21 protein-coding genes are annotated in these 25056 nt (G+C 71.1%); 9 read left to right on the top strand and 12 right to left on the bottom strand.

Going from position 1 to position 25056, the window contains the following annotated elements:
* Positions 1-90: 90 nt before the first annotated feature.
* On the bottom strand, positions 91-2220 hold the full coding sequence (locus VGC13_RS20065; RefSeq protein WP_331127070.1) for a S9 family peptidase: 2130 nt from the start codon (positions 2218-2220) through the stop codon (positions 91-93).
* Positions 2221-2450: 230 nt separating this feature from the next.
* Between VGC13_RS20065 and cysK the strand changes: the two genes are divergently transcribed.
* Positions 2451-3446 carry a cysteine synthase A gene (gene cysK / locus VGC13_RS20060; RefSeq protein ID WP_331127069.1) on the top strand — a complete coding sequence of 332 codons (996 nt, stop codon included), beginning with the start codon at positions 2451-2453 and terminating at the stop codon, positions 3444-3446.
* 387 nt (positions 3447-3833) lie between these two features.
* Positions 3834-4211 carry a hypothetical protein gene (locus VGC13_RS20055; protein WP_331127068.1) on the top strand — a complete coding sequence of 126 codons (378 nt, stop codon included), beginning with the start codon at positions 3834-3836 and terminating at the stop codon, positions 4209-4211.
* A 253-nt stretch (positions 4212-4464) separates the two neighbouring features.
* Here the strand turns inward: VGC13_RS20055 and VGC13_RS20050 are convergent, their stop codons facing one another.
* Entirely contained in the window at positions 4465-4884 is a 420-nt protein-coding gene (locus tag VGC13_RS20050; protein WP_331127067.1) for a hypothetical protein, read from the bottom strand.
* Positions 4885-5014: 130 nt separating this feature from the next.
* Between VGC13_RS20050 and VGC13_RS20045 the strand changes: the two genes are divergently transcribed.
* The 4 genes from VGC13_RS20045 (at position 5015) to VGC13_RS20030 (ending at position 6988) form a co-directional block, all read left to right on the top strand.
* Positions 5015-5326 (top strand): hypothetical protein, encoded by a 312-nt coding sequence (locus VGC13_RS20045; RefSeq protein ID WP_331127066.1) that lies wholly within the window; start codon positions 5015-5017, stop codon positions 5324-5326.
* Between the two features lie 373 nt (positions 5327-5699).
* Positions 5700-5882 carry a hypothetical protein gene (locus VGC13_RS20040; protein WP_331127065.1) on the top strand — a complete coding sequence of 61 codons (183 nt, stop codon included), beginning with the start codon at positions 5700-5702 and terminating at the stop codon, positions 5880-5882.
* A gap of 288 nt (positions 5883-6170) precedes the next feature.
* Positions 6171-6347 (top strand): hypothetical protein, encoded by a 177-nt coding sequence (locus VGC13_RS20035; protein ID WP_331127064.1) that lies wholly within the window; start codon positions 6171-6173, stop codon positions 6345-6347.
* Between the two features lie 170 nt (positions 6348-6517).
* Positions 6518-6988, top strand: coding sequence for a hypothetical protein (locus VGC13_RS20030; RefSeq protein WP_331127063.1), 471 nt, complete (start codon positions 6518-6520; stop codon positions 6986-6988).
* Positions 6989-6995: 7 nt separating this feature from the next.
* On the opposite strand, the gene glpK is transcribed toward VGC13_RS20030, so the two are convergent.
* Positions 6996-8486: a glycerol kinase GlpK gene (gene glpK, locus VGC13_RS20025; protein WP_331127062.1), complete on the bottom strand. Its 1491-nt coding sequence runs from the start codon at positions 8484-8486 to the stop codon at positions 6996-6998.
* Positions 8487-8998: 512 nt separating this feature from the next.
* On the opposite strand from glpK, the gene tnpA reads away from it, so the two are divergent.
* Entirely contained in the window at positions 8999-9460 is a 462-nt protein-coding gene (gene tnpA / locus VGC13_RS20020; protein WP_331127061.1) for an IS200/IS605 family transposase, read from the top strand.
* A 764-nt stretch (positions 9461-10224) separates the two neighbouring features.
* Here the strand turns inward: tnpA and VGC13_RS20015 are convergent.
* The 9 genes from VGC13_RS20015 to VGC13_RS19975 all read right to left on the bottom strand — a co-directional run bounded on the left by VGC13_RS20015 (position 10225) and on the right by VGC13_RS19975 (position 21983).
* A complete protein-coding gene (locus VGC13_RS20015; protein ID WP_331127060.1) occupies positions 10225-11223 on the bottom strand; it encodes a nucleoside triphosphate pyrophosphatase in 999 nt (332 codons plus the stop codon).
* On the bottom strand, positions 11220-11657 hold the full coding sequence (gene dtd / locus VGC13_RS20010; RefSeq protein ID WP_331127059.1) for a D-aminoacyl-tRNA deacylase: 438 nt from the start codon (positions 11655-11657) through the stop codon (positions 11220-11222). The genes VGC13_RS20015 and dtd overlap by 4 nt, the downstream gene beginning before the upstream one ends.
* Before the next feature lie 122 nt (positions 11658-11779).
* Positions 11780-12301 carry a hypothetical protein gene (locus tag VGC13_RS20005; RefSeq protein WP_331127058.1) on the bottom strand — a complete coding sequence of 174 codons (522 nt, stop codon included), beginning with the start codon at positions 12299-12301 and terminating at the stop codon, positions 11780-11782.
* A gap of 107 nt (positions 12302-12408) precedes the next feature.
* Positions 12409-13800, bottom strand: a complete 1392-nt coding sequence (locus VGC13_RS20000; RefSeq protein WP_331127057.1) for a tyrosinase family protein — start codon at positions 13798-13800, stop codon at positions 12409-12411.
* 413 nt (positions 13801-14213) lie between these two features.
* Positions 14214-15950 (bottom strand): M28 family metallopeptidase, encoded by a 1737-nt coding sequence (locus VGC13_RS19995; protein WP_331127056.1) that lies wholly within the window; start codon positions 15948-15950, stop codon positions 14214-14216.
* Positions 15951-16024: 74 nt separating this feature from the next.
* On the bottom strand, positions 16025-17671 hold the full coding sequence (locus tag VGC13_RS19990; protein WP_331127055.1) for a S41 family peptidase: 1647 nt from the start codon (positions 17669-17671) through the stop codon (positions 16025-16027).
* Complete coding sequence (locus VGC13_RS19985; protein ID WP_331127054.1) at positions 17668-18153, bottom strand: nuclear transport factor 2 family protein; 486 nt, start codon at positions 18151-18153, stop codon at positions 17668-17670. Before VGC13_RS19985 ends, VGC13_RS19990 begins: the two co-directional genes overlap by 4 nt.
* Before the next feature lie 246 nt (positions 18154-18399).
* On the bottom strand, positions 18400-18783 hold the full coding sequence (locus VGC13_RS19980; RefSeq protein WP_331127053.1) for a hypothetical protein: 384 nt from the start codon (positions 18781-18783) through the stop codon (positions 18400-18402).
* Positions 18784-19226: 443 nt separating this feature from the next.
* Positions 19227-21983 (bottom strand): DUF5916 domain-containing protein, encoded by a 2757-nt coding sequence (locus VGC13_RS19975; RefSeq protein ID WP_331127052.1) that lies wholly within the window; start codon positions 21981-21983, stop codon positions 19227-19229.
* A gap of 431 nt (positions 21984-22414) precedes the next feature.
* On the opposite strand from VGC13_RS19975, the gene VGC13_RS19970 reads away from it, so the two are divergent.
* Positions 22415-23575, top strand: coding sequence for a sensor histidine kinase (locus VGC13_RS19970; RefSeq protein ID WP_331127051.1), 1161 nt, complete (start codon positions 22415-22417; stop codon positions 23573-23575).
* Positions 23547-24332, top strand: coding sequence for a LytTR family DNA-binding domain-containing protein (locus VGC13_RS19965; RefSeq protein ID WP_331127050.1), 786 nt, complete (start codon positions 23547-23549; stop codon positions 24330-24332). The genes VGC13_RS19970 and VGC13_RS19965 overlap by 29 nt, the downstream gene beginning before the upstream one ends.
* Positions 24333-25056 lie beyond the last annotated feature (724 nt).

Genomic DNA, 25056 nt, shown 5'->3' with positions numbered 1-25056 from the left:
TCTTCCGTGCGCCCGTCTGCGTCGTACCGATGGAGGGTGCGGGAACCGGGTTCCTGCTGTCCCCTGTCCCCTGTCCCCTGTCCCCTGTCCCTACCTCTCCACGCCCAGATGGTGCAGGATGAACGCATACCGGAACGCCGTCTCGCGCACCGCGTCGTAGCGGCCGGACGAGCCGCCGTGGCCGGCGCCCATGTTGGTGCGCAGCAGCAGCAGGTTGTCGTCCGTCTTCATCGTCCGCAGCCGCGCCACCCACTTGGCCGGCTCCCAGTACGGCACGCGCGGGTCGTTCAGGCCGGCCGTCACCAGCATGACGGGGTACGCCTTGCGCTCCACGTTTTCGTACGGCGAGTACGAGAGCAGGTAGCGGTACTCCGCCTCGTTGGCCGGGTTGCCCCACTGCTCCCACTCGCCCGTGGTCAGCGGAATGCTGGCGTCGGCCATGGTGTTGATCACGTCCACGAACGGCACGTCGGCGACGACGACCCTGAACAGGTCGGGGCGCATGTTCACCACCGCGCCCATCAGCAGACCGCCGGCGCTCACGCCGCGGATGGCCAGCCGCTGGCTGGACGTGTACCGCTGGGCCACCAGGTGCTCCGCCGCCGCGATGAAGTCGCTGAACGTGTTGCGCTTGTTGAGCATCTTGCCCTGGTCGTACCAGGCGCGCCCCATCTCCTGCCCGCCGCGCACGTGGGCGATGGCGAACACCACCCCGCGGTCCAGCAGGCTCAGGTTGGCCGTGGAGAAGGTGGGGTCGGTGCTGGTGCCGTACGAGCCGTACGCGTACAGCAGCAGGGGGCGCGAGCCGTCGCGCACCAGCGGCTTTTTGTACACCAGCGACACCGGCACCATGGCCCCGTCGGCGGCGCGCGCCCAGGTGCGCTCGGTGGCGTACAGCGACGGATCGTACCCGCCCAGCACCTCGGTCTGCTTGCGCAGCTCGCGTCGGCGGGTGGCCATGTCGTAGTCGTACACCGAGTACGGCGTCACCATCGACTGGTAGCCAAAGCGCAGCGTGCGCGTGTCGTATTCCGGGTTGCTTCCTGGCGCCGCCGTGTAGACCGGCTCGTCGAACGCGATCACGTGCTCGCCGCCGCCGCGGATGTCGCGCACCCGGATCTGCCGCAGCGCGTCCGTGCGCTCGTACAGCACCAGGTAGTCGCGAAACACGTCGAAGGTGGCCAGCAGCACCGTCGGGCGCTCCGGCACCAGCTCGCGCCAGTTGGCGCGGGAGGGATCGGACTCCGGCGCCGTCACCAGCTTGAAGTTGTTGGCGCCGTCCGCGTTGGTGCGGATGACGAAGCGCCCCTCCTGGTGCTCCACCGTGTACAGCACGTCTTTTTCCCGCGGCGCCACCAGCCGGAACGGCTCGCCGGGCCGGTCCGCCGGCACCACCCGCGCATCCGAGGTGGTGAAGCCGCCGCTGGCGATCACCACGTACGCGTTGTCCCGGGTGCGGTACACGCCCACGCGAAACAGCACGTCCGGGTCGTGGAACACCAGCTGGTCCCGCGCGGCGGGGGTGCCCACCGTGTGGCGGAACACGCGGTCGGGCCGGTGCGCCGAGTCGGTCTTGGTGTAGAACAGCGTTCGGTTGTCCGCCGCCCAGGCCAGCCCCGAGTACACGCTGTCCACGTGCTCCGGGTCCACCCGCCCCGTGCGCAGGTCCTTCACCATCAGCGTGAACCGCTCGGAGCCGGTGGTGTCGACCGAAAACGCCAGCATCCCGTGGTCGGGACTCACCTCGAACCCGCCCAGGCTGAAGAAGCGCTTTCCCTCCGCCATCTGGTTGGCGTCCAGCAGCACCTCCTCGGGCGCCTCCATGCTCCCCCGCCGCCGCGCGAAGATGGGGTACTGCTTTCCCTCTTCCGTGCGCGAGTAGTACAGGTACGGGCCCATGCGGTCGGGCACGTTGGTGTCCGTCTGCCGGGTGCGGCCCATGATCTCCTGGAACAGCGTTTCCTGCAGCCGCCGCGTGGGCGCCATCGCCGTGTCGGTGTAGCGGTTCTCCGCCTCCAGGTACCGGATGACCTCCGGGTTCTGGCGCTCGCGCAGCCAGAAGTAGTTGTCCACCCGCACGTCGCCGTGCATGGTGTCCGTCCGGGCGATCACGCGGGCGACCGGCGGCGCCGGCAGGCCGCGCGCGGTCTGGCCCGCCGCGGGTGGCGCGAAGGTCGCAGCCGCGAGGAGGGAGAGCAGGCGCAGGGCGGTTCTTTGCATGGCTGCGGCGGAGTGGGAGGTGGATGCTAAAAAATTAACACATATACGATAGTCGTCTGGTGCCGTGCGCGACAGGGGGACGCGGGTGCACCCTGGCGGAACCGATTCCGCGTTGCGCACTATCACAAACACCGGCCCGCGCCCCGCGGGCCCTCCCGTCCCCCCGCCGCGCCGCGCTCCGGGCGCGGCGGACCAGCCCAATCATCCGGTACTGACCCTGAGAGGACCCGATGCCGCGCGGAACGATCTACGGAGACATCACCCAGACCACGGGCGACACGCCCCTCATCCAGCTCAACCGCCTGGCCGCCGGCCTTCCCGGACGCCTGGTGGTCAAGCACGAAGGCTTCAACCCGTTCAACTCCGTCAAGGACCGCATCGGCGCGGCCATGGTGGACGACGCCATCGAGCGCGGAGTGCTGCGGCCGGGGATGGTGGTGGTGGAGCCCACCAGCGGCAACACGGGGATCGGCGTGGCGTACGCGGCGGTGGCGCGCGGCTTTCGCTGCATCTTCACCATGCCCGAGACGATGACGCTCGAGCGGCGCAACATGCTGCGCGCGCTGGGCTGCAAGGTGGTGCTGACGGAGGGGCCCAAGGGGATGAAGGGCGCCATCGCGCGGGCGGAGGAGATCGGCGGCAAGCTGGGCGACCGCGCATGGTTGCCGCGCCAGTTCGACAACCCCGCCAACCCAGCCATCCACTACCGCACCACCGGCCCCGAGATCTGGGCCGATACGGACGGCAGGGTGGACGTATTCGTCGCCGGCGTGGGCACGGGCGGCACCATCACCGGCGCGGGGCGGTTCCTGAAGGAAAAGAATCCCGGGATCCGCATCGTCTGCGTGGAGCCGGCGGAAAGCCCGGTGATCTCCGGCGGGCAGCCCGCGCCGCACAAGCAGCAGGGAATCGGGGGCGGCTTCATCCCCGGCAACCTGGACATGGGCATCTTCGACGAGGTGGTCACCGTCACCAACGAAGACGCCATCGCCACCGCCCGGCGGCTGGCGCGCGAAGAGGCCATCTTCGCCGGCATCTCGTCGGGCTCCATCACCTGGGCGGCGCTGCAGGTGGCGGCGCGGCCGGAGATGGAGGGCAAGCTCATCGTCTCCATCATCTGCGACTTCGGCGAGCGGTACCTGTCCAACCCGGTCTACGCCGAACAGCCGGACCCGGATTTCGGCGAGTTCGAGGACGCGCTGGCCACGGAGGCGGTGCCGGCGTAATGCCATCCTGAAAAAGAATAATCGTACAGAGGAACAGGGTCAGACAGAGAAAGCGAGTTGAGATATGGTCTTGCTTCCTCTGTCTGACTCTGTTCCTCTGTACCCATAAAGGTGTTGTTTTCCCGGATCTGGTATAAAGGAACCGCGGTCTGACGCGGAGGGCGCGGAGAGAATTCCTCTCGGCGCCTTCCGCGTTTTCGCGTCCCGCAACGCTCCCGAAAGTGTCCTCCTCGCAGGACACATGCAGGAATGGGCAGAATCGATCGACAAGCGTAACTGATTGATATACCTCATCTTGCAGATCCGGACCAGAGTGGAAGGAGGGTTGCTTATGTGGATGGCACAGGCAGTTCTTCCCTGATCGATTCGATGTCCGGAGCCCCTGAGATGAAGACCCGAGCCCTTCTCCTTGCCCTGTTCGCCCTGGTCCTGGGCGCCTGCACGTCTACGAACGCCGTCCTGCTGGGCGGCACCGGCACCTATCCCGAGCTCGACCCGTACGACGTCCGCGTGTTCCTGACGGAGGACGACGTTCCCGGCGAGTACGAGCGCATCGCCCTGGTGACCGCGAAGAGCGACGCCGGCTGGACGGACGAGGCGGACCTGATCCGCGCCATGCGCAAGCGCGCCGCCACCCTGGGCGCCAACGGCCTCATCGTCGGCGAGGTGCGCGACCCCACCACGCTGGAGCGCGTGGCCGAGGTGCTGACCGACTACGAAGCACAGCGGCGCGGCCGCGCCGTCGCCATCCGGCTGCTGGACTGAACGCCGGACGGCCCCATCCCCTTCCCCGCCGCGCGGCCCCGCGTCCGCGCGCTGAAGTCATAGATCATTAGGATTTCGAGAGAAGCGGCCCGGAAATCGTCCGGGCCGCTTTTCGTATCTGCCTGCGATGCAAGCACTTGGTCCACGACTGGCTACATAGGCGCGCGCCCGTGAAGTCTGCTCCGGCACGGGCTTTTCAGGGGGGACTGGACGCACCGGGCAGGGAGATTACATTCGTCCAGAGAGCAGCTTTTCACGGAGAAAAACCGATGCCCGAGACAAAGAAGCCGTGGCGGACTCTGGTTACCGGCGGGCCGACCGGCCGCTTTACCCGCGAGCAGATCCGGAAGGCGGTGCTGGAGGTAAAGGCCCAGCGCGAAGCCCGGGAAGCAGCAGCCCGGAAGAAGCAGCAGACCCGGAAGTAGGACACGGGCGGGGGAGCGCGGCGGCCGGCGCTCCCCTGCTGGTCCGCGGCGACCGCGCGGGGAGGTACGACCGCAGCATCTTTCTGAACTGCCCGTTCGACGCGGCGTACCGGCCGCTGTTCGACGCGCTGGTCTTCACCATCCACGACTGCGGTTTCGAAGCGCGCTGTGCGCTGGAGGCGGAGGACAGCGGCGAAGAACGCATCCGCAAGATCGAGCGGATCATCCGCGAGTGCCAGATACGGCATCCACGACATCTCGCGGGTGCAGCTGGACGCCGCCAACCGGCTCCCGCGGTTCAACATGCCCCTGGAGCTGGGGCTCTTTCTGGGTGCCCAGGAGTACGGCTCCGGCGCCCAGAAGCGGTAGGGCTCGCTGGTGCTGGACAGCGAGCCCTACCGCTACCAGAAGTTCTGCTCCGACATCGCGGGGCAGGACATCCGCGCCCACCACGACCACCCCGCCACCGCCGTCGCCGCGGTAAGGGCCATGCTCTCCACGGCGCTGGACGGACGCGCCCGGCTGCCCGGCGCCGCGACCATCCGCGCGCGCTACACCCGCTTTCGCGCCGACCTGCCGGGCATCTGCCGCACGCTTCACGTGAAGGTGGCCGAGCTTCAGTTCATGGAGCTGCGCTCGTTCATCGTGGAGTGGCTGGCGGGCCATCCCCTCCCCTCCGAGCGTGTTTAGGAATCCCTGCCGCTCGCGCCCGTATGTCATTTCGAAGGAGGCGCCACACCGCACCATCGGCTCACGCGGAATCCGGCGCGCCGACTGAGAAATCTGCTGTCTGCTGCTGGTGCCCCGCTGCAGCGCTCCGGCACTGGCCCTGTCCGCCCGTGTCGTAGCCGCGAAGCAGGCACGGCTACCGCGTCTGCCCTCCAGCAATCCGACAGGGGATTCCTCGGCCCTGCAACCCCTGGTGTGAAAGCAGGCTGCGGCGTGGCCGGGCCTCGGAATGACAGCGCTGGTAGATCTGCCTGGATGCGCAGCGTCGGATTCTTGAACACGCTCTCAGAACCCCAGGCCGCAGTCCCGGCGGACTGACGCGCGATCACCCCGCGTGCGTGGCCCAGGCGCGCGTGGCGGCCAGCGCGCGCGACCAGCCGGAAAGCAGGGCCGCGCGGCCGGACGCGTCGGCGGCGAGGTGCGCGACCCCACCACGCTGGAGCGCGTGGCCGAGGTGCTGACCGACTACGAGGCACAGCGGCGCGGCCGCGCCGTCGCCATCCGGCTGCTGGACTGAACGCCGGACGGCCCCATCCCCTTCCCCGCCGCGCGACCACGCGTCCGCCCGCTGAAGTCATAGATTAAAATTGCGCTGAAGCGCGGTTCGGAACTCGCCGGGCCGCGCTTTCGCATGTAACGTAGCAGCAAGCACTTGCCTTTCCGGCAGCACTCGATTTGCGCGCCTGTGGCCAAATCGGTGCGAGCACGTTCCGCCTGCGTTCGCTCCGGCTACTTTGGGGGACTGGACGGACGCTCCGGACGCATTACATTCGTGGGGAACGAAGCATACTCAGGAGACCAAACCATGCCCAAGAGCAAGCTGCCGTGGCGTACTCTCGCACCCGCCGGCCCGAGCGGCCGCCTGGATCCCGTGGAGGTAAGGAAGGCCATCCTGGAGGTCAAGGCAGAGAGCGAAGCGCGGGAGCGAGAGGCCCGCGCCAGGGAACGCGCCCGCACCAGCACGCCGAAGCGGGCGAAGTAGAAGGGGGCGGGCCTCGCTCGCCAGGCTCGGCGTACGAAGAGAGTGTCTTTGTAAACTGTCCGTTCGACGTCGAATACCGGACCCTGTTCTACGCGCTCGTGTTCGCAATTCACGAGTGCGGGTTCTACGCCCGATGCGCGCTGGAGGCGGAGGACAGCGGTGAAGTGAGGATGGGCAAGATCAAGCGCATCATCCGGGAGTGCCGCTACGGCATCCACGACATCTCGCGCGTGCAGCTGGACGGGGCCAACCAGCTCCCGCGTTTCAACATGCCGCTGGAACTGGGCCTCTTTCTTGGCGCTCAGGAATACGGGTCCGGCGGCCAGAAGCAGAAACGCTCGCTGGTGCTGGACAGCGAGCCGTACCGCTACCAGAAGTTCTGCTCCGACATTGCCGGGCAGGACATCCGCGCCCACGGCGACAGCCCCGCCCGGGTGATCGCGGCCGTGCGCGCAATGCTCTCCACCGCGCGGGGCGGCAACGCACGCATTCCCGGAGAGACCAAGATCCGCAGCCGCTACGCACGGTTTCGCGCGGAGCTCCCCTCCATCTGCCGGCGCATCCACCTGCGCCCGGCGGAACTCCAGTTCGTGGAATTCCGATTCCTGGTGCGGGACTGGCTGAGCACGCACCCGCTCTGACCGACCGTCACCCCGCGTGCGTGGCCCAGGCGCGCGTGGCGGCCAGGGCGCGCGACCAGCCGGAAAGCAGGGCCGCGCGGCCGGACGCGTCGGCGGCGGGCTTGAAGACGCGCTCGTCGGGGCGGGCGGCGTGAAACTCCTCGGGCGACGCCCAGAAGCCGGTGGCCAGCCCCGCCAGGCCGGCGGCGCCACGGGCCGTCATCTCCACCATCGACGGGCGGCGGACGGGCACCCCCAGCACGTCCGCCTGAAACTGCATCAGCCAGTTGTTGGCCGTGGCGCCCCCGTCCACGCGCAGCTCCTCGATCCGCACCCCCGCGTCCCCCTCCATCGCCTGCGCCACGTCGTGGGTGGAGTAGGCCATGGCCTCGAGCGCGGCGCGCACCAGGTGCGCCCGCGTGCTGCCGCGCGTAAGCCCCACGATGGTGCCGCGCGCCCCCGGCTCCCAGTGCGGCGCGCCCAGCCCGGTGAACGCGGGAACGAAGTAGACGCCGTCGTTGCTCTCCAGCGAGCGCGCCAGGAACTCCGTCTCGCCCGCGTTCTCCACGATGCGCAGCCCGTCGCGCAGCCACTGCACCGCCGCGCCGGCGATGAAGATGGACCCTTCCAGCGCGAACGCACGCTCGCCGCGCGGCCCGCAGGCGGCGGTGGTGAGCAGCCCCTGCTTCGACTCCACCGGCTCATCGCCCGTGTGGACGAGCAGGAATGCGCCGGTGCCGTAGGTGTTCTTGCTCTGCCCCGGGCTCCAGCAGCCGTGCCCGTACAGCGCGGACTGCTGGTCGCCGGCGATGCCGGCCACGGGCACCTCGGCGTCGAAGGCGCGGCCGTCTGTCGTGCCGTAGACCTCGGACGAGGCGCGCACCTCCGGCAGCACGGCGGCGGGAACGCCGAACAGCTCCAGCATGGCGGGATCCCAGGCGCCGGCGCGCAGGTCGTACAGCAGGGTGCGCGAGGCGTTGGTGGGGTCTGTCAGGTGCAGCTTTCCGCCGGTCATCCGCCACACCAGCCAGCTGTCGATGGTCCCCGCCGCCAGCTCGCCGGCCTCGGCGCGGGCGCGCGCGCCGGGAACGTGGTCCAGCAGCCAGGACAGCTTGGTGGCGCTGAAGTAGGGGTCGATGACCAGCCCGGTGCGCCGCCGCACCTCCGGCTCGTGCCCCGCCTCCTTGAGCGCGCGGCACACGTCCGCCGTGCGCCCGTCCTGCCAGACGAGGGCGTTGTGGATGGGCCGCCCCGTCGCGCGGTCCCACACCACGATGGTCTCGCGCTGGTTGGTGATGCCGATGCCGGTGATGGCGTCCATCCGCACGCGCGCCTCGGCGGCGGCCACGCGGGCGACGCGGCGGGTCACGTCCCAGATCTCCTCTGCGTCGTGCTCCACCCACCCCGGCCGCGGAAAGTGCTGCGTGAACTCGCTGTACGCGCGCCCGCGCGCCTGTCCGTCACGGTCGATGACCAGGCAGGTGACGCCCGTGGTGCCTTCGTCGATGGCGAGGATCATGGGGTGGATCCGGATGGGGTGAGGGGTCAGGCCGTGGTGCCGAGATCGTTCGATCCGCAGAGTCCGCGCCGGGCCGAAAATCCACGGAGAGCCGCACGTCGAGGCGAATGAGCCGGGGCGAATGAGCCGGGGCGAATGAATTCGCGGCTGGGGAAACGCGATGTCCGCCTTCGCGGACAGGTTCAATGTGAAAAGAGAGATCGACGCGAAACCCCCGTGACCCCGGGTCGTGAGATGCGCAGCGTCCGCGCCGGACGGCAGGCGATGGGCGCCGCCAGCCCGGGCGAATGAATTCGCGGCTGGGGAACGCGATGTCCGCCTTCGCGGACGGGTTCGATGTGAAAAGAGAGATCGACGCGAAACCCCCGTGACCCCGGGTCGTGAGATGCGCAGCGTCCGCGCCGGACGGCAGGTATCCGGCCGCCCCCCCCAGTCCGGGCGAATGAATTCGCGGCTGGGAAAACGCGATGTCCGCCTTCGCGGACGGGTTCATCACGAAAGAGGAGGAATCGATGCGAAAGCCGTACACGCAGTTGTACGTGCACCTGGTGTGGGCCACGTGGGACCGGCTGCCGTTGCTTGATCACGCGCTCCGGCCGCGGGTGTATCGATGCATTCAACGAGAGGCGTTCAACCTGGGGTGCGAGGTCGGGGCGATCGGCGGAATCGAGGACCACGTTCACGTGCTGGTGCGGTGTGCACCCACGGTGGCGGTATCGAACCTCGTCAAGCAGATCAAGGGCAGCTCATCGCGCCTGGTGCAGCGCGAGCTCAGGCCCGGCGAGTTCTTCAAGTGGCAAGGGAGCTACGGCGCGTTCAGCATCGCCGAAACGCACATCGAGCCCGTGCGCCGGTACATCCGCCGCCAGGAGGAACACCACCGCACCGGCCGTCTGAACGCCACGCTGGAGCGCACGTTCCTGGATGATGCGCCCGGACCCGCAAACTCCGGCTCGCCACCCCGCACCCGCTGACGGCGCCGAACCCGTCGGCGAAGGCCGACATCGCGTTTTCCCAGCCGCGAATTCATTCGCCCGGGGTGGGCCGGGCGGCCAACGCCTCGATGTCTGGGGTTTGGCAGCCGGCTCTGATGGATGATGCGCCCGCACGCCCGACTCCGCCTCTCCACCCCGCACCCGCTGACGGCGCCGAACCCGTCGGCAAAGGCCGACATTGCGTTTTCCCAGCCGCGAATTCATTCGCCCGGGGGTGGGCCGGGCGGCCAACGCCTCGATGTCCGGGGTTTGGCAGCCGGCTCTGATGGATGATGCGCTCACACGCCCGACCCCGGGCTCGTCACCCCGCACCCGCTGACGGCGCCGAACCCGTCGGCAAAGGCCGACATCGCGTTTTCCCAGCCGCGAATTCATTCGCCCCGGGCCGGACCGGGCGGCCAAGGCCTGATTCCTGGAGTCTGGCGCCCGGCTCCGATGGATGATGCGCCCGGACCCGCAAACTGCGCCTCGGCACCCCGCACCCGCTGACGGCGCCGAACCCGTCGGCGAAGGCCGACATTGCGTTTTCCCAGCCGCGAATTCATTCGCCCGGGGTGGGCCGGGCGGCGAACGCCTCGATGTCTGGGGTTTGGCAGCCGGCTCTGATGGATGATGCGCGCGACTCCGCGAACCCGGGCTCGTCACCCCGCACCCGCTGACGGCGCCGAACCCGTCGGCGAAGGCCGACATCGCGTTTCCCCAGCCGCGAATTCATTCGCCCGGGAGAGTGCCCCGGGTACGGCTCACACCGCCCGCAGCCGCCCGAACGCGTACCGCCAGCCGTGGCGCTCGATGAGCGAGAGCATGCGGACGACGGGAAGGCCCATCACGGCGAAGTAGTCGCCGTCGATGCCATCGACGATGGCGCTGCCGAAGCCCTGGATGCCGTAGGCGCCCGCCTTGTCCATCGGCTCGCCGGTGTCCACGTACTCCTCGGCGGCGGACCGGTCCAGCGTGCGAAAGCGGACGCGCACGCGCTCCAGCCCGCTCTCCACCCGCCCCCCGTGCGCCACGGCGATGCCGGTGCACACCTCGTGCTCCCGGCCGGAAAGCCGCATCAGCATCTCGATGGCGTGCTCGCGGCCGCGGGGCTTGCCCAGCACGTCGCCGTCGATGACGACGATGGTGTCGGAGCCCACCACCAGCGCCTCGGAACGGTCCGCGGCGATCTTGAGCGCCTTTTCGCGCGACAGGCGCTCGGCGTGCTCGGGCGGCGTCTCGCCCTGCTGGTAGCTCTCGTCGATGTCGGCGGGGAGCGTCTCGAACTCCAGCCCCAGCCGCCCGATGAGCTCGGCGCGGCGGGGGGACTGCGAGGCGAGCACCAGCGGCGGAACGGCGGGTCGGTTCATGGTGAATCGTCGGGCAACGTCGTGAAAGCGAGCGGTCTCGTCCGGGCCGGGCGCGGGCTCGTCGCTCATCCAGGTACAGGTGCGCTCGTCCAGTCCAAGCGCGTCGAGCAGTTCGCGGCACGCCTCGCGCGCATCATCCGCCCAGTCCGCCTCCACCCACGTGCCGGGCTCGGGCTGATGCTCGTGGCGCGTCAGCAGCAGGTGGCGGCCGGACGGCAGCCGGACTCCGGCCCCTTCGCAGGGACCAAGCCCATCCGCCTCCCAGGTGATGAACGAGATGCCATACCGCCCGGCAAGCTGGACCGGCTCCAGCGCCAGCATCGCCACGAAGCGCGAGTCGCCGGACGGCCAGCGCCCGGTCCGCGGCGCGACGATCGCCCCGCGCGGATTCACCGCTCCAGGATCAGGGTGACGGGGCCGTCGTTCACCAGCTCCACGTCCATCATGGCGCCGAACCGGCCGGTGCCCACGTGCAGGCCGGTGGCGCGCAGGACCTGCACGAACCGCTCGTACAGGGGGATGGCCACCTCGGGCCGCGCGGCCTCGATGAAGCTGGGGCGGCGGCCCTTGCGCGCGTCGCCGTACAGCGTGAACTGCGAAACCACCAGCAGCCCGCCCCCCACCTCCTGCACGGAGCGGTTCATCTTTCCCTCGTCATCCGGAAAGATGCGCAGGCCGGCGACCTTGTCCGCCATCCACGCGACCGCATCCTCCCCGTCCCCGTCCGTAAAGCCGGCCAGGAGCAGCAGCCCGCGGCCGATCTCGCCGGTGACTTCGCCTTCGACGGTGACGCGGGCGCGGGAAACGCGCTGCAGGACGATGCGCATGGAAGCGGAGACGAGGTTCAGGAAGCGGGCGGCGGCCAACATACGGCGCGGGGGACGGACGCGCGAGAACGCCCCGGCCGCGCGGGGCGGCCGGGGCGTGGCAGACGGCGTGGAGCCCCGCGTCAGCGGAACTCGATGACCATGCGGTCGAAGCCCAGCTCCGGCGTGAACGCGCCCGGCTCCGACGTATCTCCCGCGCGGAGGCTGATGGAAACCTCGCCTCCCTCGCGCAGGGCGGCGCCCAGCGCGTGGCCCAGCACCACCGGCACGCGCCTGGGTGCGCCGCCGCCCGCCAGAAGCGTGAACGACCCCGCCGGCTCGTCCTGCGCGCCCAGGTATACCTGCACGGTCACCGCGCGGTCCGCCGGCGCGCGCAGCCCCTCCACGTACAGGACGGCGGCGTCCGGGGCGCCCTGCGCCAGGCCGCGCAGCACTTCGGCGGGAAGCCGGCAGGTGGCGGTGAACGGCCGCGCGCCCAGCACGGCCACGCCCGGCGGATCCGCCACCACGTACGTCCGTATCGTGGCTTCCTCGCGGCGCACGCAATCCCCTCCGGCGACGGCGGCCGGCGCGGAGCGGGGTGTGCACGCGGCCAGCACCAGCAGCGCGGCACCGGCCCGTCCGGCCCGTTGCATCGTGTTCATCTCATCCCTCCCGTGAGCCTGCCCGCCGCGCGGACACCGGACGGGGCCCGGCACCGGCGGCTGCCCATCCGGTACCCCCCAGTGCCGCGCGGGTTGCGCGACACGCCTCAGGGCACGTGCAGCTCCAGCCGGTCGTACGAGACGGCGCCCGCCGCGCCGGTTCCGTCCGTGGCCTGGGGGCTCAGCGAGAAGGAGACGCTGGCCGGCTGCGGGGCACCCCCCGTCATGCCGCTGGCCTGGTTGGCCATCACCGCGCGAAGGAAGCCGGTTCCCAGCGCCACGTGCACGTTCACCGGCGGGTGCTGCGCGTGGTGCGGCCCGGTGGGCACCAGGGTAAAGCTGCCCGCGAAGGCCTGGTCGTCCGTGGGTGCGGCCGCACCCGCCTGGGGCCGCGCCAGCACGTGCACGGTCACGGCCTCGTCGGCCGGCAGGGTGGCGCCCACCACGCGCAGGGTGGCCGCGGGGCCCGGCGTGACGCCCAGCACGTTTTCCACCGCGCCCGCCGAGATCGCCACGGGGGCCGTGGTCTGGCCGGCGTCGATGCGCGGCGAGCCCGCGGGGTCGCTGACGGCCAGCACCTGCGCGGGCGGGGCGGCGTAGACCACCGGGAACGAAGCAGCCTGCGCAAAGGGCACGTCCACCATGGCCCCCCGGTCGATGTCGTAGAACGGGTAGCTGGTGGTCAGCCACGAGCCGCCGGGGTTGGCGTTGCCCTCCCGGTTCCACAGGTACCACACCCGGTCGACGTTGGCGTGGTGGGCCCAGAACACGGGGTCGAGCGCGGCGGTGGAGAACCGCCCCATGTCGCCGCCGATCCAGCCGTGCACGTAGTTGTGCGGCCCCACCTCCAGCGCGCCCGCGTTACCCTCGGGCTCTTCTCCGCCAAACGGAGGAAAGGAGGTGATGCGCAGCAGGTTGGCGATGGCGGTGTTGCGCGGATCCAGCCGGTCGTTGGGCCCCTTGGTGCGCCGCGGGTCGAACAGCGGGTTGTTGGGGCCCCAGTACTGGGAGGGAATCTGCAGGTTGGTGCTCCAGTTCCAGTACGGCAGCGAAAGCGTGGGGTCGCCCGAGGCGGCGCGGACGATCTTTTCGAAGTAGTACAGGTAGGCGCGGTGCCAGGGCAGGAACCGCCAGCTGTAGTGCACCCGGGTGATCCCCGCCGGCGGGTTGTCGCAGAACACCGCGTGCACGTTGGCCTGCGCCGCCCAGCTGGTGGGATCGCTGGAGGGGCGCGCCTTCATGGCCGCCACGCCGCGCTGCAGGCTGGCCAGCTGCTGCGAGCCGGGCGTAAAGGTGGTCACGTCGTACCGGGTGACGGCCTGCTGCGTCCCCAGGCCGTAGCGAAGAAACGCCGGCGCAGCCTCTGGCGCGGGCGCCTCCGGCGCCGCCACGGCGGCGGCGGCCGGCGTGCGGGCCACCAGCAGCCCGCCGGCGATGGCTCCCGCGCCCGTCAGGAACTGCCTGCGCGTAGGGATGGAAGTACGGTTTTCGTCGGCCATCGGTTCTCCGGGGGGGAGCAGGGAGCAGCTTCACGGAGCAGGTCCGCAAAGGGAGGGGTGCCGCGTATGATAAGGCGGCTGCCAGGCCGGTGCAACAGTTCTGATACGCCTGCAAGTATCAGGCAGGTGAAATCGTGTGCGGAACGTTCGCCAGGAGCAAGGAGAGAACGCGGCCAGGGGCTCCCTCCGCGTCCTCTTTCCTCCTCCGCGAACCGCGCCAGCCCGCTTTCCCTGTCTGACTCTGTTCCTCTGTACGATGATTCTTTATCAGGATCTGGGATGAGGATGAGACGCCCGTGGGAAATGCACGACCGACATCCCGCTGCCGGAGCCGGCTTCATCGAAACACGCCGCCCCTCCCCCGGAAACCGGAGGAGGGGCGGATCATCGTCCAGCCCGAAACGGAGGGAGCGCTACTGCCGGCACTCGCCGTTGGGGCCCACCACGGGCTTGTCGACCACCAGACGCGCGTCGCGGTTGGCGATGCTCTCGGCCACGGCGGCGATGAGCTGGCTTACGCGCGCAAACTTGTCGTACTCGATGTACTGCGGCTCGTCGGTGACCTGGTGGTAGTCGCTGTGGCCGCCGGTGGTGAAGAAGGTGACCGGGATGCCGTAGCGGGCGTAGTTCCAGTGGTCTGACCGGCAGTAGATGTTCTGCGGATGGTTGTCGGCGTCGGTCGTGTAGTCGAAGGTGAAGCCGTGGCCGCCGGTGCGGTTCACCTCCTCGATCAGGTCGCCCAGCTGGGTGCTGAGCCGCCGCGAGCCCACCAGCTCCAGGTACGCCGGCCCGCTGTTCTCCCGGTCGCCGGCGCCGCCGCGGCCGATCATGTCCATGTTCAGCTGCGCCACGATGCTGTCGCGCGGTACCGTGGGATGGTCGGTAAAGTACTGCGACCCGTACATCCCCATCTCCTCGGCCGTGTGCCAGACGAAGAGCACCGAGCGGCGCGGCCGGGTGGGCCGCGACGCTAGGTACTGGGCGATCTCCAGCATTCCCGCGCTGCCGGACGCATCGTCGTCGGCGCCGTTGAAGATGGAGTCCAGCCGCACGCCGCGCCGGGCGCGCAGCCGCGCCAGCTCCGCGCGGAACGCCGCGCGCGCCTCGTCCGTCCACGCCTCCGGCTCCCCGTCGGCCCCCTCGGGGCGCAGCAGGCGGTTGAAGACGAGCAGCGAGTCGTGGTCCACCGCCTCGCCCGCGGGCGCCACGTGGTCGTTGTGGGATCCGAGGGCCACGTACTCCCCGCGCAGCGCGGGATCGCTTCCCGGCAGCACGGCCACCACGTTGCGCGCCGGGAACGCCGCCGGCCGGCTGAAGAAGGTGAACCCGCCGCTGGCCGTGCGCCCCGCCGCGCCCACCTGCAGCGTGGACAGCGGCGCGCCCAGCAGCCGCTCGGCCGCCGCCACGCTCAGCAGGAGCCCGGCGGGGTCGCGCCGCGCGGCCGCCGCGGGTTCCGCCTCGGCCATCTCGGTGCGGGTGGCGCCAAAGAAGCCGATGAGCCCCGCCGAGGTGTAGTCCAGCGTGGCGAAGGCGACGCCGGCCGCGTCCGCGTAGCGCTCGAAGGTGCCCGCGGCGTAGAACTGCGACGCGGGCCGCCCGTCGGGCCCCAGCGGCGCGGCGAACACCACCAGCTTTCCGCGCGCCTGCTCGGGCGAGATCATGCCCGTGGGCGCACCCACGCGGCCGCCGTACACCACCGGCACGCCGTCCAGCCGCATCCGGTCGGCAAAGCGGAGGATGCTGCCGTAGCTGGGAAGCGGGATGAAGTCGGTGCCCCGCGCCAGCGCGGTGCCGCCGGCGCTCAGCGAGGCGCCTTCCTCCACGCCGCTGGTCATCAGCGGGATGGCCTGGAAGAAGGTGCCGTTCTCGCCCGCGGGACGCAGGCCGATGCGCCGCGCCTGCGCCGCGATGTAGTCGGTGCCCATCACGTTGAAGCGCGTGCCGGACTCGCGCCCCATCATGGAGTCGGCGGCCAGCACGTACACGTGGGTGCGCAGGTCTTCCGCGGCGATGGGGGCGGCGGTGGGCCGCGGCGCGTGCGTCAGCGGTCCCTCGGTGCGGGGCGCCTGGGCCGCCGCGGGGGCCGCCGCCAGCGCGGCAAGGGTCAGCGCGGGCAGGGCCAGTGCGGCCAGACCGGTGCGGTGGTTCACGTGGACCGTCTCTTACGGGGGATGAAAGAAGAGGCGGGGCGCCGGCCGGCGCCCCGCCGCGAAAGGTCGATGGATCAGGAGCGCGTCCGCGGGGCTTCGACGCCGGCCGCCGCGGCGCGGGCCAGCGCCTCCGTCTGGCTGCGCGCGCCGCGCAGCACCTGGATGGCGCTCTGCAGCTGCTTGTCGCGCGGGATGGTGCGGCGGAACGCGGCCGAGTCGCCGTACGCGAACTCCAGCACGCGGTCTTCCAGCAGCCGGTCCACCAGCGGGGCGCCCGCGCGGTACCTGGCCGGGTCCACGCGCAGGCCGCGGCGCTCCAGCCGGCGGTACAGGTCCTCGCGCCACGCGGCGCCCGGCACGGCGTCGGGCGCCACGGTGGGCCCCAGGTCCACCGCCATCTCCTGCAGCACCTCGTTCACCAGCCCGCCGCGCGGGGCCAGCTCGCGCATCAGCGCCAGCTCGGCGCCCACCAGCGTGTCGGCCTGCACCAGCACGTCGGGGGTGATGCCGCCGCCGCCGTACACGGGGCGCCCCGCGTCGCTGCGGAAGACGGGGCGCTCCGTCACCGAGTCCGCCGGCGTCTCCACCAGCCGCCCCTCGGGGGTAAGCCGGCGGGGGCGCTGGATGGTGCGTCCGCTGGGCGTGTACCAGCGGCCGGTGGTGAGCTTGAGCGCCCAGCCGCCCTCCAGCGGAAACACGTCCTGCACCAGCCCCTTGCCAAAGCTGGTGGTGCCGATGACCACCGCGCGGTCGTGGTCCTGCAGCGCACCGGCCACGATCTCGGACGCGGAGGCGCTCTGCCCGTCCGTCAGCACCACCAGCGGCGCGTCGGGGGCCACGGCCGCGTCGCGGGCCACGTACGTCTCGTCGGGCGCGCCGCGGAAGTCGGCGCGCAGCACCTGCTGTCCCTGCCGCAGGAACAGGCTGCCGATGCGCACCGCCTGCTCCAGGCTGCCGCCGGTGTTGCCGCGCAGGTCCAGCACGTACGAGGTCGCGCCGCTCTTGCGCAGGCTCACCAGCGCCCGCATCACCTCGTCGCCGCTGGTGTCGTTGAAGCTTTCCAGCGGCACGTAGCCGATCCCCGGCTCCACCATCACGGCGTAGCCCACCGAGGGGTAGCGGATGCGCTCGCGGGTGAAGGAGTGGTGCACGGGGCCGGTGCCGTGGCGGACGTAGTCCACCTCCACCCTGGTCCCCGGCGTCCCCAGCAGCTTCTGCGTCACCGCCTCCAGGGGGATCCCCGTCACCGGCTCGCCGCCCACGCGCACGATGCGGTCGCCGGGCTGCACGCCGGCCTGCGCCGCGGGCGATCCGCTGAACACGCGCGTCACCGTGGCCGTGTCGCGCACGGTGGTGATCACCATTCCCACGCCCGTGTACGAGTTGCGCAGCGCCATGCGCGAGAACTCCGCCAGCTGCTCGGGCGAGAACAGTTCCGCGTACGGGTCGCCCACCTGCACCAGCAGCCCGCGGGCGGCCTTTTCGTACAGCTGGGCGTCGGTGAGCGAGTCCAGCCCCATCGTCGCCACGCGGCTCACGACTTCGTGGAACATCTGCTCGCCGTCTCGCCCGCCCCACGCCTGCAGCGCGAACCCGCCGGCAAAGACGGGAAGGACGAGCGCGGTGGCGGCCGCGCGGCGCAGGCCGCGGCGGCGTGCGGGGGGCGCGGCCGGCGCGCGGGTGCGGCGCACGGCGGCCAGCGTGGTCTTTCTGCGCATCATGGAGGGCTGCTTCCCGGCTGGACGGGGCACCCGGTGCGTCGGCGGGTGTCCGTCAATTGAAAGATCTTCCACCCGTCCGTGCCGCGGAAGAGCTGGAATGCGTCGATGCCGCAGTGGCTGAACTGCGGTCCCGCGTAAAAGCTGTAGTCCACCGTCGCCACCGCCAGCGGGCCGTCGATGCGCACGTGCCACGCGTCCACCCGCTCGTCCCACACCACCTCGCTGGGCGCGCCCACCGCGTGGACGAAGCTGTCCACCGGCTCCGTGGTCAGCGACGGCGTCCCGTCCCGCCGCACCACCGCGGTCTGCAGCCGCGCGTCGGCGGTAAAGAGGGAGCGCAGCGAGGCGCTGTCGCGCGTCCGCATGGCGTCGAACATCTGCACCACCACGGCGCGCACGGAGTCTTCCGCGGCCGCCTGGGCGCGCGCGTCCGCCGGCGCCGTCACGGCCAGGGCGAGCAGGATCAGCAGGATACGGGTCATGGGGCCGGTCTGGATCGGGAGGAGAAAGGTCACGGGCCGCTCAGGTTCAGCCGAAGAGGGCGCTCGCGCACACCGCCGAAGCCATCCGGCGTGATGCGTGTGCATCCTCTCCCCCGGCCCGCGCGGGAAAGGATGCGGGGATGATGATCGATCCAACGAAGCAGCCTCGCCGCCGGCCGGACCGCCAAGCGAATTTCGCGCCCGCCGTACCCCCCGGCGAACGCGTTGATCCGGCGGCGCCGCGCGTCACGAGCGGCGCGCCTCGGCGGGCGGCGCGCCGAGCGCGCGGCGGCAGCCGCTGTCCCGCGCCAGCAGCGTGCGGTGGGCGCGCAGCCGGGCCTCGCGCGCCGCGGCCACGTGGCCGGGAACGCGCGCCCGCATGGGCGCCAGCCGGGCCAGCGGCGGCTCCGCGTGGAGCTTGCGCACCACCGCGGGCGGCAGCTTCTGCGGCGGCACCACGCTGGGCTCGTCCAGCTCCACCCCCGCCGGCGCGCCGGGGCTGAACCACGCCACGGTTACCGTGTGCGGGCTCACCTCGCCGTCCAGGGTGGAGGCGCGGGCTTCCAGCCCCAGGCCCGCCATCAGGCCCAGCGCGGCCGCGGCGGCCGCAAGTGCGGGGGTGCGTTTCATCCTGCCCTCCTTGTGTGAGGGATCACATCCGCCGCGCGCCGCCGCCCCGGGTGCGGGACGGAGGGCGCGGACGGGGTACATCATGCCGGTTCCGAACAAGCTCGACGTTTGCGTGCGTCCCGCTCACCCCCGATCGCGGGGGTGCCGGATGGTTCACGAGATCGCGCATCAGGGGGTCGTGACCGCCGGTTCCTGTGCGCTGCCGGCTTCATCCGCCGATCCGCATCCTTCTCGAAAAAACGCGGATGGCCCCCTGCCGCGTTTCCATCTCTCCCCCGTTCCCGACACCTCACGCCGGCTCGTGCCTCGCCGGCCGGCGCGCCATGCCTCCGCTCACCACGGATCACCCTTCGGACGGTGAGTGCCCGAGGAAACACCCCGCCGTTGCCGGCTGTTCCCTGTTCCCTATTCCCTATTCCCTATTCCCTATTCCCTATTCCCTATCACCCGATCCAGTACGTCGCCTTGACCAGGAACACGTTGCGCGCGGGCTCGCGGAAGAGCCGGCCCACGTCGCGGCGCGCGTCGAAGTCGCCCAGCGCCTCGAAGCCGCTGCGCTCCTGCTGCCACACGAAGAACAGCGCCGAGCCCGGCCGGTACTCCCACCGCAGCACCGCGTTGCCGCGCAGCGAGCGGACGTTGAAGTCGGGGTCCTCGGCCACCAGCAGCCCCTGCGCCTCCGCCTCGGCGCCCGTCGCCGGGCACGCCACGGTCTGCGTGGGGTGGATGGCGTACGACCGGCCGCCGCCCGCGCTCAGCGCGCAGACGGTGCCCCGGTCCCGGCCGTAGACGGCGTACTCCGACTCGCCCGGCGTGGTGAACTCGCGGAAGTCGCGGAAGTCGCCCGCCGCCACGAAGGGCTGCGCGAACAGCTGCAGCGACAGCGTGGGGGTGAAGGTCCAGTCCAGCCGCGTGTTCATGCTGAAGGTGGTCTGGTGCAGCCGCCCGAACACCCAGCGCACCCCGAACGTCTCCGCCGCGGCGTCGCCCTCCGCGAACAGGAACTGGTCCGGGTCGCGCACCACGCTCACGCTGGGGCCAATGCTCAGCTGCACCGAGGGATCGGGACGGTAGCCGAAGCTGACGCCGCCCTCGCGCGTGCTTCCCCCCGCGCGGTCGCCCGCGGCGAAGAGGGAGCCGCTGAAGGACAGGCGGGGGCGCGGGTCGGAGTTCACGAAGGCGTTCACGCTCCACGACGCGGGCGCCGCCGCCAGCGGGCCGCCGCGGGTAAGCCGGTCGTCGCGCGTCTCCGGCGAGACGCCCAGGTTCAGCCCGCCGCTCCACAGGCTGTGCAGCGTGCCCTGCAGCCCCAGCCCCAGTTCGGCGTAGATCGGGTCGCCGCCCGTGTTCCACGCCTGCGTGGTGTACAGCGCGGTGCTGTACTGCCGCAGCGGCCCCAGCGGCTCCGTCACCCGCCGGCCGATGAAGGTGGCCAGCGAGCGCACGTCGGTGCGGGGGATGAACCCGATGTCGTTCATCTCGAAGCCGGGCGTCACGTTGCGCAGCTGCAGGCTCATGTCCCAGTCGCCGCTGCGCTGCACCGCCAGCGCGGCCGAGGTGCCGCCGAGCGAGGTGCGCTCGCCGTCCAGCTCCAGGTAGTCCGCGTCCGGTCGCTGGAAGTAGCGGGCGCTGGACCCCTGCGTGCGCGCGATGGCCGCCGCGCTGCCGCCCACCCGGCTGGCCGCCACGTACCCGCTCACGGTCCACAGCCGCCGCGCCCACGAGTGCTCGAAGTCCACGCCGCCCACGTACGCGCTTCCCCGCAGCATGGGCTCCAGCTCGTCGTCCGACAGGTCGCGGTTCACGCCGCTCAGCATGCCGCCCACCGTGGTGGCGCCCCCGTTCAGGTCGCGCCGCACCCGGCCGATGAAGTAGTTGGTCATGGGCTCCACCGGCGTGGAGTGGTGCTCGCCCTCCACGTCCACGAAGCGCGCCTCCTCGCGCTGCGTGACGGCGTCCATGAAGCCCACCGTCCATCCCCCCGCCGTGCGCCCGCTCAGCTTGGCGGCGGCCAGGATGGTGGACTGCTCCGGCTCGTCCACGAACGGCGCGTCGCCGCTGGCGAAAAAGCGGCGCTGCGGCGCGCGCCCCACCCGGCGCGAGTAGAAGAACTGCGGATTGCCGTAGCCGTTGAAGTTCTGCAGCTGGCCGAACCGGAAGGCGTCCGCGCCCTCCACGAAAAAGGGGCGCCGCTCGCTGAACTGCGTCTCGAACGCCGTCAGGTTCACCACCGCCGGGTCCAGCTCCACCTGGCCGAAGTCCGGGTTCACCGTCCCCGTGAGGGTAAGGCCCGAGGTGACGCCCACCTTGACGTCCAGCCCCACCGAGCCGCCCGGCTCGTTGGCGCTGTAGAAGGGGTCGCCGTCGCGCGGGGGCTGGCGGTCGAGCCGGGCGCTGGTGTACGGCAGCAGCTCCAGCCGGCGCGGCGCGCGCAGCCCGCGGATCTCGCGCAGCTCGCCGAAGCGCGAGACGAAGCCGGCCTGCGTGGGCAGGTACGGCGCCCAGTACGACCACTCGTCGCGCCGGGCGATGTAGCGAAAGAACTGCACGCCCCAGGTCTGCTCCGCCCCCGCGGCGGGCGGAACGAAGCGCAGCTGCGACAGGGGGATGCGGAACTCCGCCGTCCACCCCGCGCTGTCGGTGGCCGTGGCCACGTCCCACACCGCGTCCCACCCGGCGTCGCTGGCCGCCCCGTCGTCGTAGTGGTACACGTCGCGCCGCAGCCCGGCGGGGTTCACCCCGAAGCGAAAGGCGGTGCGCCGGTCGTGGTAGCTGTCCAGCACCAGGTTGAACCACTCGGAGTGCGTCACCGCCTGGTCGCGGCGGGCCAGCGGCGCCTCCATGGAGTCGGGGGACGGGTCCCACATCCGCGCGGCCACGTACACCGCGTCGTCGTCGTACAGCACCCGCACCTCGGTGCGCTCGGTGCTGGGCTGCCCCGGCTGCGGCTGCTGCTGCACGAAGTCGGTCGCCACGTCCACCCCGGCCCACGCGGCCTCGTCGAAGCGCCCGTCCAGGCGGACGGGCTGGTCCACCCGCACCGCCCGGATCACCCGCGGCGCCTCCAGCCCGGGCGGGGAGGACGCGGCGGGACGGGCGGTGGTGGCGACGCCCTGCGCCCGCGCGGGCGCCGCGGCCAGCGCCGCCAGCGCCGCCAGCGCCAGGGCGCCGAGGGATCGGTTGAAATGCCGGAGGGGCATGGTGTGGCTGCTCCAGGAGAGGGTCTGGCCGGGTCCGGACCGGCCGGGACGTTCAGGGTGTGCCGATCGGGTGGGACGGGAATGTGATGCACCGGGTGCGCCCCGGGTTGCATCCCCCCGTATCCCGCGCTCCGGGTGTCCCCGGGGCAGGATGCTGAAATCTTAGCATCCCACGATGCGCCGCGCCAGCTTCATCGTCCACCTCCCTGCCCGGGCCGGTTCCCGCACGCGCCAGGAACCATCGCCCCTGCAACGCGCGAGACCCCGTGTTTTGTGACGAGCGGCCGCAGGCCGGGGACGAACCGCCGCCGGGCGGGGACGAGCGGCGGAGGCGATCCGCATCCCAGGAAAACCGTAGTGCGTTGCGGCGGAACACCTTAGATTCCGGACGCTCCCCCCGCGCTCCCCACGGCTCCCCCCACGCACTCCGGATGAGGCGCATCGACTGGCAGACCGTACGGCGGGACCTGCTCCTGGGATTCATCGCCTGGAGCGTCTTCGCGGCCTTCTTCTTCTTTCGCAGCTACCTGAACCTGGCCACGCAGGTGAACCCGCAGGTCACCTGGGGCGAGGTCTGGCCGCGCGCGCTGGTGGAGGACGCGGCCTCGGTGTTCGCGTGGACGCTGCTGACGCCGGTGGTGCTGGCGCTGGCGCGGCGCTTTCCCGTGCGGCGCGGGGTGCGGGCGCGGCACCTGGCCCTCCACGCGGCGGCCGCGCTGCTGCTGGCCAGCGTGGAGATCGGGTTCGACTTCTGGGTTTCGACCTACACCTACGTCTACGGGCCGTTCTGGCCGCGCCACTACTGGATCAGCCTGCACTACGGGCTGATGTCGTACGCCGCCGTGGCGGCGGCGGGGCACCTGATGGACATCCACCACCGCTACCGCGAGCGCGAGCTGCAGGCGGCGCAGCTGGAGACGCAGCTGGCGCGGGCGCACCTGCACGCGCTCGAGATGCAGCTGCAGCCCCACTTTCTGTTCAACACGCTGAACTCCATCAGCGAGCTGGTGCACGCCGACCCCGACGCGGCGGAGGTGATGGTGGCGCAGCTGGGCGACCTGCTGCGGATGACGATGGCGGGGGACGGCCGGCACGAGGTGCCCCTTTCGCGCGAGCTGGAGCTGGTGGGCGCCTACCTGGAAATCGAGCGCACGCGCTACCAGGACCGCCTGTCGGTCAAAAAACAGGTGGAGCCGGACGTTCTGGATGCGCTGGTGCCCACGCTGCTCCTTCAGCCGCTGGTGGAGAACGCGGTGCGCCACGGGCTTAGCCCGCGCGTGGCCCCGGGAACGGTGACGCTGACCGCCCGCCGCGTGGGCGACCGACTGCGGCTTACGGTGCGCGACGACGGGCGCGGGCTGCCGCCGCCGGAGCAGCGCCGCGAGCGGGTGGGCGTGGGCAACACGCGCAGGCGGCTGCGGCAGGCGTACGGCGACGGGCACCGCTTCGAGCTGGCGGACGCGCCCGGCGGCGGCACGCTGGTGCTGATCGAGATTCCCTGGAGACTGGCGGGCCCGGACGACCTTTCCGGCCCCGCCGCGCCCCCCTGGCCGGAGCGACCGCATGAAGATGAGCACGGTGGTGGTGGATGACGAGCCGCTGGCCCGCCGGCGGCTGGCGCGCCTGCTGGAAGCGGACGGCGCGGTGGAGGTGGTGGCCGTCTGCGCCACGGGGCGCGACGCGGTGCGGGCGGTGCGGCAGCACAAGCCCGACCTCCTCTTTCTGGACGTGCAGATGCCCGAGATGGACGGCTTTGGCGTGCTGCGCGAGCTGGGCGACGGGCCGCTGCCGCAGGTGGTGTTCGTGACGGCGTACGACCAGTACGCCATCCAGGCCTTCGAGGTGCACGCGCTGGACTACCTGCTCAAGCCGTACACCCCGGCGCGGCTGGGCGCGGCGGTGCAGCGGGCGCTCAAACAGCTGCAGGCGCCCCCCGCCGCGCCCGCGGAGCGGCTGGCCGAGCTGCTGGAGCACCTGGAGCGCGAGCGGCGGGCCTTGGACGCGCGCCTCTCCGGCGCCCCGCCCGCGCCGGGGCCGACCACGCGGGTGATGGTGAAGCAGGGGGAGCGGATGTTCTTCGTCCCCGTGGAGCGCATCGACTGGCTGGAGGCCGAGGGCAACTACGTGCGCCTGCACTGCGGCAAGGAGGCGCACCTGGTGCGGGCCACGCTGTCGGGGATGGAGGAGCAGCTGGACCCGCGGCGCTTCACGCGCATCCACCGCGGCACCATCGTGAACCTGGACCGGGTCAAGGAGGTGCGCCCGTGGTTCGCGGGCGACTACATGGTCAAGCTGCATGACGGCGGCGAGCTGCGCCTGAGCCGCCGCTACCGCGACCGGCTGCTGTGAAGCCGGAGAGCGGTTGTTGACCTCCTACGAGAATTTGACTTCTGAGAGGGTGTTGCCAGACCGCCCGGCGTGATTGATTCCCTGAGAGGGTGTTGCCAAACCTCCCAGCGTGATTGACCTCCTGAGAGGTGTTGCCAAACCTCCCGGCGTGATTGACTTCCTGAGAGGTGTTGCCAAACCTCCCGGCGTGATTGACTTCCTGAGGGAGGCGCCGCCCCGCGACCCGCTTGTACGCTTCACCTTGGCGCCGACCGAAGGACCTCGCCAGCAGAACGACGGGGCTGGTCCCGTGCCCTGGATCTGGCCCCTGCGCCACCGAGACGAGATCCTTCGGTCGCGCGCAGGCGGTTGTGTGAAATCGGGTTACGTGGTGCGCTCCCTCAGGAAGTCACCGCTTCTTTGTGAGTTTGGGGTTTAGCAACACCCTCTGAGGGAGGCGCCGCCCATAACTCGCTTGTACACTGCACCCTGGCGCCGACCGAAGGACCTCGCCGGCAGAACGACGGGGCTGGTCCCGCGGCTTGGAGCCGGCCCCGCCTCGCCGGAAAGCAGGTCCTTCGGTCGCGCGCAGGCGGTTGTGTGATTTCCGGCTACACGGGGTGCGCTCCCTCAGAGGGTGTTGCCAAACCTCCTGGCGTGATTGACTTCCTGAGGGAGGCGCCGCCCCGCAGCTCGCTTGTACGCTGCGCCCTGGCGCCGACCGAAGGACCTCGCCAGCAGAACG

This window comes from Longimicrobium sp. (assembly GCF_036399255.1).
Classification (GTDB): domain Bacteria; phylum Gemmatimonadota; class Gemmatimonadetes; order Longimicrobiales; family Longimicrobiaceae; genus Longimicrobium.
Note: the sequence above shows the minus strand (reverse complement) of the source record. Positions and strands in the feature narration are given on the sequence as shown.